This window comes from Nocardioides marinisabuli, assembly GCF_013466785.1.
Lineage (GTDB): Bacteria > Actinomycetota > Actinomycetes > Propionibacteriales > Nocardioidaceae > Nocardioides > Nocardioides marinisabuli.
The window spans coordinates 737125-749190 of record NZ_CP059163.1 but is presented as its reverse complement, the minus strand read 5'-3'; the positions used below and the strand labels follow the sequence as shown (position 1 = coordinate 749190).

The 12066-nt window shown below is 74.6% G+C and carries 12 protein-coding genes; 10 read left to right on the top strand and 2 right to left on the bottom strand.

Features of this window, described 5'->3' with window-relative positions:
- Window positions 1–106 precede the first annotated feature (106 nt).
- Window positions 107–1069 carry a uroporphyrinogen decarboxylase gene (gene hemE, locus H0S66_RS03500; protein ID WP_370463684.1) on the top strand — a complete coding sequence of 321 codons (963 nt, stop codon included), beginning with the start codon at window positions 107–109 and terminating at the stop codon, window positions 1067–1069.
- Here hemE and H0S66_RS03495 read toward each other — a convergent pair.
- Window positions 1029–2036: a DUF4349 domain-containing protein gene (locus tag H0S66_RS03495; protein WP_180923782.1), complete on the bottom strand. Its 1008-nt coding sequence runs from the start codon at window positions 2034–2036 to the stop codon at window positions 1029–1031. The genes hemE and H0S66_RS03495 overlap by 41 nt on opposite strands.
- Window positions 2037–2042: 6 nt before the next feature.
- Between H0S66_RS03495 and hemG the strand changes: the two genes are divergently transcribed.
- The 6 genes from hemG (at window position 2043) to H0S66_RS03465 (ending at window position 8713) form a co-directional block, all read left to right on the top strand.
- Window positions 2043–3428 (top strand): protoporphyrinogen oxidase, encoded by a 1386-nt coding sequence (gene hemG / locus H0S66_RS03490; RefSeq protein ID WP_219633611.1) that lies wholly within the window; start codon window positions 2043–2045, stop codon window positions 3426–3428.
- A 130-nt stretch (window positions 3429–3558) separates the two neighbouring features.
- The gene (locus H0S66_RS03485) at window positions 3559–4314 is read left to right on the top strand and encodes a hypothetical protein (protein WP_179614161.1); all 756 of its coding nucleotides are present in this window, start codon (window positions 3559–3561) and stop codon (window positions 4312–4314) included.
- Window positions 4315–4396: 82 nt separating this feature from the next.
- Window positions 4397–6451 (top strand): sensor histidine kinase, encoded by a 2055-nt coding sequence (locus tag H0S66_RS03480; RefSeq protein ID WP_179614160.1) that lies wholly within the window; start codon window positions 4397–4399, stop codon window positions 6449–6451.
- The gene (locus tag H0S66_RS03475) at window positions 6448–7098 is read left to right on the top strand and encodes a response regulator transcription factor (protein ID WP_258017080.1); all 651 of its coding nucleotides are present in this window, start codon (window positions 6448–6450) and stop codon (window positions 7096–7098) included. Before H0S66_RS03480 ends, H0S66_RS03475 begins: the two co-directional genes overlap by 4 nt.
- A 49-nt stretch (window positions 7099–7147) precedes the next feature.
- On the top strand, window positions 7148–7858 hold the full coding sequence (gene hemQ, locus H0S66_RS03470) for a hydrogen peroxide-dependent heme synthase (RefSeq protein WP_179614159.1): 711 nt from the start codon (window positions 7148–7150) through the stop codon (window positions 7856–7858).
- Between the two features lie 213 nt (window positions 7859–8071).
- The gene (locus tag H0S66_RS03465) at window positions 8072–8713 is read left to right on the top strand and encodes a hypothetical protein (RefSeq protein ID WP_179614158.1); all 642 of its coding nucleotides are present in this window, start codon (window positions 8072–8074) and stop codon (window positions 8711–8713) included.
- Between the two features lie 2 nt (window positions 8714–8715).
- On the opposite strand, the gene msrB is transcribed toward H0S66_RS03465, so the two are convergent.
- The gene (gene msrB / locus H0S66_RS03460) at window positions 8716–9135 is read right to left on the bottom strand and encodes a peptide-methionine (R)-S-oxide reductase MsrB (protein WP_179614157.1); all 420 of its coding nucleotides are present in this window, start codon (window positions 9133–9135) and stop codon (window positions 8716–8718) included.
- Between the two features lie 105 nt (window positions 9136–9240).
- Here msrB and H0S66_RS03455 point away from each other — a divergent pair, with 105 nt between their 5' ends.
- From H0S66_RS03455 to H0S66_RS03445, 3 genes are read left to right on the top strand one after another with little or no spacing between them, the layout of a single operon-like run.
- Window positions 9241–10326, top strand: a complete 1086-nt coding sequence (locus H0S66_RS03455) for a ferredoxin reductase (protein WP_258017079.1) — start codon at window positions 9241–9243, stop codon at window positions 10324–10326.
- Window positions 10327–10371: 45 nt separating this feature from the next.
- Complete coding sequence (locus H0S66_RS03450) at window positions 10372–11613, top strand: fatty acid desaturase family protein (protein WP_179614155.1); 1242 nt, start codon at window positions 10372–10374, stop codon at window positions 11611–11613.
- The gene (locus H0S66_RS03445) at window positions 11610–11963 is read left to right on the top strand and encodes a hypothetical protein (protein WP_179614154.1); all 354 of its coding nucleotides are present in this window, start codon (window positions 11610–11612) and stop codon (window positions 11961–11963) included. The genes H0S66_RS03450 and H0S66_RS03445 overlap by 4 nt, the downstream gene beginning before the upstream one ends.
- Window positions 11964–12066 lie beyond the last annotated feature (103 nt).

Below are 12066 nucleotides of genomic sequence, written 5' to 3'. Positions count from 1 at the left end.
TTGACCCGTGACCTCCGTCGCCAGCACCCCGGCCAACCCCGCCCACGACAGCGCGTTCCTGCGCGCGGCCCGAGGCGAGGAGGTGCCGCACACGCCCGTGTGGTTCATGCGCCAGGCCGGTCGCTCGCTGCCGGAGTACCTCCGGGTGCGCGAGGGCGTGGCCATGCTCGACGCCTGCATGGACCCCGAGCTGGTCGTCGAGATCACCATGCAGCCGGTGCGCCGCTACGGCGTCGACGCCGCCATCTTCTTCTCCGACATCGTGCTGCCGCTCAAGGCCGTCGGGGTCGACCTCGACATCGTGCCCGGGGTGGGCCCGGTCGTCGCCGAGCCGGTGCGCACCCTCGCCGACGTCGAGCGGATCCCCGACCTGACCCCCGAGCACGTCGGGTTCATCACCGAGGCCGTGCGCGGGCTGGTCGGCGAGCTCGGGGCGACCCCGCTGATCGGCTTCGCCGGTGCGCCGTTCACCGTGGCGTCGTACCTGGTGGAGGGCGGGCCCTCGAAGGAGCACGCGAAGACCAAGGCGATGATGTTCGGCGCACCCGAGGTCTGGGACGCGCTGATGCGCAAGATCGGCGCGATGGCCGCCTCCTACCTGGAGGTGCAGGTCGCGGCGGGCGCCTCGGCCGTGCAGCTCTTCGACTCCTGGGCCGGTGCGCTGACCCCGGCCGACTACGCCGAGCACGTGATGCCGCACTCGACGACGGTGCTCGAGCGCGCCGGGGCGCTGGGCGTGCCGCGCATCCACTTCGGGGTCGGCACCGCCAACCTGCTCGACCTGATGGGCGAGGCCGGGGCCGACGTCGTGGGCGTCGACTGGCGCACCCCGCTGGAGCGGGCGATCCCGCTGGTCGGCGGGCGCGGCGTGCAGGGCAACCTCGACCCGACGCTGGTCTTCGCACCGACCGAGGTGATGACCGCCCGGGCCGCCGAGGTGATCGAGGCCGGCCGTGCGGCCCGCGGCCACATCTTCAACCTGGGCCACGGCGTCATCCCCTCCACCGACCCCGACCAGCTCGCCCGGCTCACGGAGTTCGTGCAGGGCTACCCGCTCGAGCAGCGCTGACCCTGCGCCGCAGCACCAGCCAGGCCGGTACGCCGAGCAGCAGGGCGAGCGCGGCGAAGGGCAGCAGCGCCCCGGTGACGGTGGCCAGCCCCACCAGCACGGTGGTCAGCCCGTCCCAGCCGGCCCGCAGCCCCGGGACGAAGCCGGCCTCGTCGGTCCCGGGCTCGGTGGCCGCCTCGTAGGTGCGCTCGACGTGCACGGTGATCGTCGACATCGACGTCTGGTCCGCCAGGTAGGCCTGCTGGCGCAGCAGCGAGTCGAGCCGTTCCTGGCGCTGGGTCAGCTGGTTCTCGACCGCGACGACGTCGCGGATGGAGCCGGCGCGCTGGAGCAGCTCCTCGATGCGCGCGATGCTGGCGCGCTGCACCCGGATGCGCACCTCGGTGTCGACGACCTGGTTGGTGACGTCCTCGCTGGTCGAGGTCGAGCTCTCGAGGTCGGCGACCTTCTCGAGCTCGTCCATCGCTTCAGTGAACTCGGCGCTGGGCACCCGCAGCACCAGCCGGGTGTCGCGCACCTCGCCGTCCTCGTCGGTGCGGGTCTCGCTGTCGGTGACCTGGCCGCGGTAGCGGTCGGCGACCTTCTGCACGTCGAAGCGGGTGTCGGCGACGTCGTCGCTGCGCAGGGAGACGGTGCCGGTCGAGATCAGCGCCGGCTCCTGCAGCGTCCGCTCGACCGGGCTGGTGGCGTCCTCGGCGGACCCGGCCGCGGAGGCGTTGCGACCGCCCCGGTCCTGGGTGACGCTCGAGTCGAGGCCGACGGCCGGCTCGGCGGCCTCGCCGCCGCCGTCGACGCTGTCGGAGCCGCCGTCGGAGCAGGCGGTCAGCGTGACCAGGAGAGCGAGGCCGGCGCCGGCCCGAAGCAGGCCCAGCAGCAGACGGGGTGAGGTGGCGTCCATGGGGGTGGGACGCCGCCTGCCCCCGGCCGGTTCCCGGCTGGTGGTGCGCGCCAGCACGCGTGCCAGCATGGGGGCGTGCACAGGGACGTCGTGGTCGTCGGGGGCGGGATCGCCGGGCTGGCAGCCGCCCACGAGCTGGCCCTGGCCGGACGCGACGTGCTGCTGCTCGAGGCCTCGCCCGAGCTCGGCGGCAAGCTGCGCGCCCGCGAGGTCGCCGGGGTCGGCGTCGACGTCGGCGCCGAGGCGATGCTCAACCGCCGTCCCGAGGGCGTCGACCTGGCCCGCTCGGTGGGGCTCGAGGTCGAGCACCCCGCGGTGGTCTCCTCCCGGATCTGGACCGGCGGCGCGCTGCGCCCGCTGCCGCGCTCGCTGATGGGCGTCCCGCTCGACCTCGACCAGCTCGACGCCTCCGGCGTGCTCGACCGGGCCGCCCTCGACCGGGTCCGCCGCGAGCCGTCGCTGCCGCCCAGCGAGGTCGGCGACGACGTCAGCGTCGGCGACCTCGTCGACGCCCGGCTCGGGCCGGCCGTCACCGACCTGCTCGTCGAGCCGCTGCTGGGCGGGGTGTACGCCGGGCGCGCCCGGCGGATCTCCGCGCGCGCGGCCGTGCCGCAGCTGGTGGCGATGGCCGAGCGCGGCTCGCTGCTCGAGCAGGGCGCCGCGATGGCGCCCGCGGGGGCGACGTACGCCGCCCCGGTCTTCGCGGGGATCGCCGGCGGCATGGGGCGCCTGCCCGCGGCGGTGGCCGCGGCCGTGCGCGCCGCCGGCGGCGAGGTGCGCACGGGGGCGACCGTGCGGGCGCTGGTCCGCGACGGCGGCGGCTTCCGGCTCACCGTCGGCCCCACCACGGCGGCCGAGACCGTCACCGCCGACGCGGTCGTGCTGGCCACCCCCGCCGCCGCCACCGCGCGGCTGCTGGGCGAGGTCGCGCCCGTCGCCGCCGACGCGCTGGGCGAGGTCGAGGCCGCCTCCGTCGGTGTGGTGACCCTGGCCTTCGCCGCCGACGACGTGCCCGAGCTGGTCGGCACCGGCTCCTCGGGGTTCCTGGTGCCGCCGGTGGAGGGGCGCGCCATCAAGGCCTCGACCTTCTCCTTCGCCAAGTGGGCCTGGGTGCGCGAGGCCGGCGCCGGTGCCGGGGTGGTGCACCTGCGCACCTCCCTCGGGCGCCACGGCGACGAGGCCGCGCTGCAGGCCCCCGACGAGCGCCTGGTCGAGGTCTCGCTCGCCGACCTGCACGCGGCCCTCGGGCTCCGGGCCCGCCCTGTCGACACCCACGTGCAGCGCTGGGGCGGCGGCCTGCCGCAGTACGCCGTCGGCCACCTCGCGCGGGTGGCGCGGGTGCGCGCGGCCGTGGCCGAGGTGCCGGGGCTGGCGGTGTGCGGGGCGGCGTACGACGGAGTGGGCATCCCCGCGGTCATCGGCTCCGCGCGCCTGGCCGTCCGGGCGCTCTCCCCGCACTGACCGGTCCCTGACCGGTCCCGCCGTCCCGGGTCGTGCCCGGGACCGGACGTGCCCCGTCGTCCCTGCCCCTCGGGACACCGCGCCCCGCAGTCTCGGGTCGTCCACCACGACGACCGAGAAGAGGACCTCCATGAGCACCACCGGCACCACGAGCACCAGCAGCAGCCGTCCCGTCCGCACCGACCGGGCCGGGTCGACGCGGCCCACCACGCCCCGCGCGGAGCGCCCCGCGCCGCGCGCCCCGCGCACCTGGGCCGCCGTCGGCATCGCCGCCGCGGCCGCCGGCATCGGCGGCATCGCCACCTCCGGCCTGGTCACGGCCGTCTACGACGAGGCCCTGGCGGGTGACCCCGACGCGATAGCGCTGGCCGTCGCCGACAAGGTCCCCGTGATCGTGGCCTTCCACGTGCTGGCCCTCGTGGGTGCGGTGGCGACCGTCGTCTTCGCCGCCGGGCTGCACCGCCGCCTGGCCGACCACCCCGGGACGGGCCTGGCCCCCTTCGTGGCCGCCGCCGGGCTGCTCGGCACCGCACTGGTCACCGTGCTGGGGACCGGGCTCGACACCGAGTTCATCTTCGCCTCGCAGGCCGGGGACGCCGTCGCCGACCCGCACGCCGTGGTGTTCTTCAACCACTGGATCGCCACGGTCCCGTGGTGCTGGGTGCTCTCCGGGCTCTCGGGCGTGGCCGTGTGGCGCGCCGCCCGTGCGGGCGCCGTCCCGACGTGGATCGGCCGTGTGGGGCTGGTGCTCGGCGGGCTGACCCTGCTGCTGGGGATCTCCCCGCTGCAGTACATGGCGGGGATGACCGGCCCGCTGTGGCTGCTGGTGACCGCGACCGGCTTCGCGCTCGGCGACCGGGTGCACCGCGGCGCCCGGGCCGCCTGAGCGGGACCGCTGCGTGCCCTGCGCCGGAGCCGGTCCGGGAATTCGGTTCCCGGGCCGGCGTCGGCGCGCCCACAATGAGCCCGTGCTCGTGGTCGGCCGGCGCCCCGCCCGCACGCCGGTCGGACGGTTCGTGTCCGGGCCGGGCGTGCCGGCGCTGTGCGCCCTGGCCCTGGTCGCCAGCGTCGCCGTCGACGCGCGCGGCGAGGCCGGCTCGCTGGGGGACCGGCTGACGCAGGGGCCCGGCTGGCCCTGGACCCTCAACGGCCTGGTCATCGCCTCGCTGGCCGCCGTGGTCACCGCGCGCGACCCGCGCTCACGGTTCGGCTGGGCGCTCGCCGGGTTCGGGCTCTTCTGGGCCGTCGACGGCCTGGCGCAGTCCTGGCTGTACGCCGGGGTGACGGACACGTCCGCGTGGCCCGGCAGCACGCTCGCGCTGTGGTTCTGGGGCCGGGTCGGATCGCTGCTGCCGGTCGTGGCCGCGGTGCTGCTGCTCCTCTTCCCCACGGGGAGGTTCCTGCCGGGTCGCTGGGGCCGGGCCTCGGGCGCCGTGCTGGTGGTGATGGGCGGAGCCGTCCTGGTCTTCCTGCTCACCCCGGCGCCGGTGCCGGCGGCGCTGCCGGCCGCGCTCGACCCCGACCCCTTCTCGCTGGGCTGGCTCGGCGAGCCGGCGCCCTCGATCGCCCGGACCGTCACGGTGCTGGGCTTCGCCGTGCCGATCGCGACGGTGGTGGTGCGCTACCGCGGGTCCGAGGGTGTCGAGCGCGACCGGATGCGCTGGCTGCTGTGGAGCGTGCTGGTGATGGCCCTGACCGTCGTGGCCGGTGCCTTCTACGACGGCCCCGGGGACGACCTGCTCACCAGCTTCGTCGTGATGGTGCTGCCGGCGGCGGCGATGGTCGTCGCCGTCGTCGAGCCCGGCCTGGTGCCGGTGCGCGACCTGCTGACCCGCACCCTGGCCTGGGCCGGCCTGGGCCTGCTCGTCCTCGCCGTCGACCTGGCCGCGGTCGGCCTGCTCGACACCCTGCTGACCGGCTGGGGCGGCGAGGGCCTCTCGCAGCGCGAGGTGGTGGCGCTGGTGCTCCTGGTCTCGGCGCTGGTGCACGTCCCCCTGCGCGCGCGGGTCTGGACGTGGGCACGCCGGCTGGTCTTTGGCGAGCGGGCGGCGCCGTACGACGTCGTGGCCAGGCTCGCCGCGCGCCTCGAGCACACCGACGACGCCGCGGCGCAGCTCCGCGAGGTGGCCGTCGCCGTCGCCGCGGCCTTCGGGGTCGGCTTCGTGCGCGTCGAGGTCGAACGCGGCGGGGAGGTCCTGTCGGCCAGCCACGGCACGGAGCCCACGCAGGTGCGGGTGCTCCCGATCACCGACCGCGGCCGTGAGGTGGGCCGGTTGATGCTGCCGGCCCGCGGGATGCGCAGCCGGCTCTCGTCGCGCGACGAGCGGCTGCTCGGCGACCTCGTGCGTCAGGCGGCGCTGGCGGTGCGGACCGCCCGCCTGGCCGAGGAGCTGCAGGAGAGCCGGGAGCGGCTGGTGGTGGCGCGCGAGGAGGAGCGGCGCCGCATCCGGCGCGACCTGCACGACGGCCTCGGCCCGGCGCTCGGGGGAGTGGTCTTCCGCCTCGAGACGGCCCGGCTGACGGTCGGCAGCGACCCCGCCGCGGCCGGCGCGAGCCTGCAGGAGACCGCCGTGATGGTGCAGGACGTCGTCGCCGACGTACGCCGGCTGGTGCATGAGCTGCGCCCGCCCGCGCTCGACGACCGCGGCCTGGTCGGGGCGTTGCGCCAGCTGGCCGAGCAGGCCGGGCCCGAGGTCTCGGTCGGCGCCGCCGACCTGCCCGAGCTGCCCGCGGCGGTGGAGGTCGCGGCGTACCGGATCGCGGCCGAGGCGCTGACCAACGTGGCGCGCCACGCGCGTGCCGGTCGCGCCGAGGTCCGGCTGGCCCACGAGGCGGGAGGGCTGCTCGTCGAGGTCGCCGACGACGGGGTGGGGGTGTCGCCGGGGGCGCAGGCCGGCGTGGGGATGCTGTCGCTGCGCGAGCGCGCCGACGAGCTGGGCGGTCGCGCCGAGGTGGTCTGCCCGGGCCTCGACGGGGCCGGCACCCTGGTGCGCGCGTGGCTGCCGCTGGGGGTGGCGCGGTGAGGGTGCTGCGGGTCGTGGTCGTCGACGACCACCGGATCGTGCGGGAGGGGCTGGTGTCGCTGCTGGGCGCGCTCGAGGGGATCGAGGTCGTCGGCGAGGCGGCCGACGGCCGCGAGGCGCTGCACGTGGTGGAGGACGTGCTGCCCGACGTCGTGGTCATGGACATCCAGATGCCCGGGCTCGACGGCATCGAGGCGACCCGCTTCGTGACCGGCCGGCACCCGCAGGTGCGGGTCGTGATGCTGACGATGACCGAGGACGACGAGACCGTGGTCAGCGCGATCCGGGCGGGCGCCACCGGCTACCTGCTCAAGGGTGCCGGCGCCGACGAGGTGCTGCACGCGGTGCGCTCGGCGGCCGCCGGCGGCATGGTCTTCGGGGCGTCCCTGGCGGCGCGGGTCGCCCAGCTCTTCGTGGGCGCCGCGCGCCCGGCAGCGCCGCCGGCCTTCCCCCAGCTCAGCGAGCGCGAGCACCAGGTGCTCGACCTGCTGGCCGCCGGGCGCAGCAACGACCAGATCGCCGCCGAGCTGTTCGTCTCGGGCAAGACGGTGCGCAACACCGTCTCCTCGGTCTACGCCAAGCTGCAGGCCCCCGACCGGGCCGCGGCGATCATCGCCGCCCGCGAGGCGGGGCTCGGCCGGGGCTGAGCGGCCCACCGCGTGCGCCGCGGGTGGGGACGGTTGGCACAATGTGGCCATGAGCGAGACGCAGAGCAACGCCTCCCGGGTGCGGGAGATCAACGACTCGATCCGCTACACGATGTGGTCGGTGTTCCGCCTGCGCGACGTGCTCGGCCCCGGGGCCGACCGTGCGGCCGAGGCGAGCGAGGTCGAGGAGCTCTTCGCCGCGCTCGCCGGCGACGACGTCGTGGTGCGCGGCGTCTACGACGTCAGCGGCCTGCGCGCCGACGCCGACGTGATGGTCTGGGCCCACGCCGTCGACTCGGTGCAGCTCCAGGACGCCTACCACCGCTTCCGCCGCACCGCCTTCGGCGCCCGGCTCGAGCCGGTGTGGTCGCAGATGGCGCTGCACCGCCCCGCCGAGTTCAACAAGAGCCACGTGCCGGCGTTCCTCGCCGACGAGGACCCCAAGCAGCACGTGTGCGTCTACCCCTTCGTGCGCTCCTACGAGTGGTACCTGCTCGAGGACGGCGAGCGCCGTGCGATGCTCGCCGAGCACGGCAAGATGGCGCGCGACTACAAGGACGTGCGCGCCAACACCGTGGCCAGCTTCGCGCTCGGCGACTACGAGTGGATGCTGGCCTTCGAGGCCGACGAGCTCTACCGCATCGTCGACCTGATGCGGCACCTGCGCGGCTCCACCGCCCGGCGCCACGTGCGCGAGGAGGTGCCGTTCTACACCGGCGCGCTCACCGCGGTCCCCGACCTCCTGCACCGCCTCCCCTGACCAGGCCCACACCACGCTGACCCGGCGCAAATCTCACCCTGACCCGTCCCAAATCTCGCGCTGACCCGTCCCGAACCTGCAGCGGCTCCGTTGGTGCAGCTTCGGGACGACTCGACGAGAGATCCGGGCCGGGTGGGCGCGAAGTTTGCGCCGGGTCAGGGTGAGATATGAGCCGGGTCGGAACCCCCGCCCGAGAGGAACCGTCCCACCCCCATGCGCACCCCAGCCCGCCGGCGTACGACCGGTCTCGCCCTGCTCCTCGCCCCCCTGCTGATGAGCCTGGCCGCGTGCGGCGGGGGAGACGACGAGGTGGCCGTCGACGACGGTGCCACGTCGAGCCCCGCGCCGCTCGAGCCGCAGGCGGCCCCCGGGCCGGTGCGCACCCGCGACCTGGTGGTGGTGATGGACACCGGCGAGGGGCCCGAGATGTGCCTGGGCCCGGTGGCGGAGTCCTACCCGCCGCAGTGCGGCGGCCCCGCGATCGAGGGGTGGCGCTGGCGCGACCAGCAGGCCTTCGAGAAGCAGGGCGACGTGCGGTGGGGCTCCTTCGCTCTCACCGGCGAGTGGGACGGCACCACCTTCACCGTCACCGACGCGGTCCCCGCGGCGCTCTACAGCCCGCCGCGCCAGGACGAGCAGGACCCGCCCCCGCCGCTGCGCCAGCGCGACGAGGCCTCGATCAACGAGATCGCCCGCGAGGTCAGCGCGCTGCCCGGCGTCGTGGGCACCTACGTGGAGGACCAGCAGGTCGTGGCCGAGGTCGCCTACGACGACGGCACGCTGCAGCAGCGCCTCGACGAGGAGCACGGCGCCAACACGGTGCGGGTCCTCGCCCAGCTCGTCGACGCCGGCTGAGGTCAGCCGGCGACGGGTCCCGAGCCGTCGGCGGGCTCGAGGGTCATGCTGACCGAGTTGATGCAGTAGCGGTCGCCGGTCGGGGTGCCGTAGCCGTCGGGGAAGACGTGGCCCAGGTGCGAGCCGCACCCGGCGCAGCGCACCTCGACGCGCTTCATGCCGTGCGAGGTGTCCTCGACGTACTCGATGGTGTCGCTGATCGGCTGGTAGAACGACGGCCAGCCGCACCCGGAGTGGAACTTGGTGTCGGACTCGAACAGCTTGGCCTGGCAGGCCTTGCACCGGTAGACGCCGGTCGTCTCGGTGTCGGTCAGCCGCCCCACGCCCGCACGCTCGGTGCCCGCCTGGCGCAGCACGGCGTACTCCTCGGGTGAGAGCTGCTCACGCCACTCGGCGTCGGTCTTCTCCACGTCGTAGCCCATGCCTCCAGCCTACGTGGGCCACCTCATCCCCTCGGGGCGTTGACGCCACTCGGTGCACGGCTGTTCACTATGTCCGGTAAAGACGACGTGGACGAGGAGGCGCCGGTGAGCGCGACGATCCCCTGGGAGCGCGTACGGCGCGCGGGCGCACGGCTGACGACGCCGCTGCACCCCGACGACTACCTCTCGCTCATCAACCCCCTGTGGAGCCAGCGCGAGCTGCGCGGACGCATCGAGAAGGTCGTCCCGGAGACCGAGGACGCCGCCACCCTGGTGATCCGCCCCGGGTGGGGCTGGCGCTTCGACCACCGCCCCGGTCAGTACGTCGGCATCGGGGTGCAGGTCGAGGGCCGCTTCCAGTGGCGCTCCTACTCGGTCAGCTCGGCGCCGCGCCGCTCGGGTCGCCACATCGCGATCACGGTGCGCGCGATGCCCGAGGGACTGCTCTCCTCGCACCTGGTCAACGGTCTCGAGCCGGGCACGATCGTGCGGCTGGCCAAGCCCGAGGGCGACTTCGTGCTGCCCGACCCGCCACCGCCGCGGCTGCTCTTCCTGGTCGGCGGGTCCGGCATCACGCCGGTGATGGCGATGCTGCGCACTCTCGACCGGCGCGCCACGATGCCCGACGTGGTCCTGCACTACTCCTCGCCGACCCCCGAGCGGATGATCTTCCGCGACGAGCTGGCCCGGCTGGAGGAGGCCCACGAGGGCCTGGTCGTGCACCGCCTGCACACCGACACCGACGGCATCCTCGAGGTCGGTGACCGCGAGCGCGGCCTCGACGCGGTCTGCCCCGACTGGCGCGAGCGCGAGACCTGGGCCTGTGGGCCCGGCCCGATGCTCGACGCCGTGGCCGCGCACTACGAGGCCGCGGGGCTCGAGGAGCGGCTGCACCTCGAGCGCTTCACCCTCGAGCTGGGCGGTGACGGGGGAGAGGGCGGTCGCATCCGCTTCCAGAACTCCGGCAAGGAGGCCGAGGTCGACGGGGCCACGACCGTCCTCGAGGCCGGCGAGCAGGCCGGGGTCGGGATGCCCTACGGCTGCCGGATGGGCATCTGCCACACCTGCACCCTGACCCTCGTCTCCGGCACGGTGCGCGACCTGCGCAACGGCGAGGAGTACGCCCAGCCGAACGAGCAGGTGCAGACCTGCGTGACCGCCGCCGTCGGCGACTGCGTCATCGACATCTGAGACACCCCCCCCGAACCGCTCCAGCACCAGCACCGAGGAGACGACATGGCGATCGCCGACGTCCAGGAGTACACCCACCTCACCGACGACGAGGTCGAGCAGATCGGTCGCGAGCTCGACCGGATCCGCGCCGACGTCGAGGAGTCGCGCGGCGCCGCCGACGCGGCGTACATCAACCGGATGATCCGGGTGCAGCGCGGCTTGGCCGCCGCCGGCCGGGTCACGCTGATGACCACCTGCCACTCGAGGAGGGCGCGGGTGCCGGGCGCGGTCGCCGGCGCCACCATGCTGGGCCTGGCCAAGATCCTCGAGAACATGGAGATCGGCCACAACGTCATGCACGGGCAGTGGGACTGGATGAACGACCCCGAGATCCACTCCTCCAACTGGGAGTGGGACACCGCCCAGCCCGCCGAGCAGTGGAAGCACTCGCACAACTACATCCACCACCAGTTCACCAACGTGCTCGGCTACGACAACGACATCGGCTACGGCGTGCTGCGGATGGCGCGCGAGCAGCGCTGGAACCCCGCCAACCTGGGCCAGCCGGTCTACAACGCGCTGCTGGCCTCGCTCTTCCAGTGGGGCGTGGCGCTGCACGACCTCGACCTGGAGAAGATCCGCAAGGGCGAGAAGGATCCTGCGGAGATGAAGCGCCAGCTCAAGCAGATCTGGCGCAAGGGCCGCAACCAGGCGCTCAAGGACTACGTCGTCTACCCGGCGCTGTCGGGGCCGCACTGGCGCACCACGATGAAGGCCAACGCCACCGCCAACCTGGCGCGCAACCTGTGGTCGTACGTGATCATCTTCTGCGGGCACTTCCCCGACGGGGCGATGCACTTCACCGAGGAGGAGCTCGAGGACGAGACGCGCGCCGAGTGGTACCTGCGCCAGATCCTGGGCGCGGCCAACTTCGAGGGCGGCCCGCTGCTGCACATCCTGTCGGGCAACCTCGGCTTCCAGATCGAGCACCACCTCTTCCCTGACCTGCCCAGCAACCGGTACGCCGAGATCTCCGAGCGGGTGCGGGCGCTGTGCGACAAGTACGACCTGCCGTACACGGTGGGGCCGTTGCACCGGCAGTACGGCCAGGCGCTGCGCACGATCATGAAGCTCTCGCTGCCCAACCGGTTCACCTCCTCCGACTCCCCGCCGCAGCCGCCGGACCGTCCCGCCGCCGCCGAGGCGCCGCCGGTCGACAAGGGCCGCAAGTCCGACGCCGAGCTGCCGCCGCGCCGCTCCGAGCTCGGCGGGTGGTCGCGCTCGGGCACCGGGCGGGCCTCGTGATCCGCGGGCTGTCCCGCGACGTCGACGCGCGTACGGCGCCCTTCGCGTGGGAGCCCGACGAGCAGGGTCGACCCGTGCTCGTGGGGTCGCGGGTCACCCAGTGCGCGCTGAGCCGGATCTGCGGCGCCTGCGCGGCCTCGTTGGGGCGTCCGGTGGCGTTCGTGGGGGACACCGACGAGGTCGCCCGCAACGCCTTCCACGCCCCACCGCTGCACGAGGAGTGCGCGCGGGGGCTCGCCGCCGACTCGCCGGAGCTGCAGGTGGTCCTGACCGCGGGCTTCGAGTTCGTACGGCCGGTCGCGGGCGCTGACGACCGGCGACCGACGTTCCAGCCCAACTCGCTGCTCTGAGGGTCGTGGCCTGAGTCGTGGCCTGGGTCGTGGTCCCGGTCGTGGCCCCTGGCCGCGCTCTGGCGCGTCCTCAGGCACACGACCCGGACCACGACCCGGACCA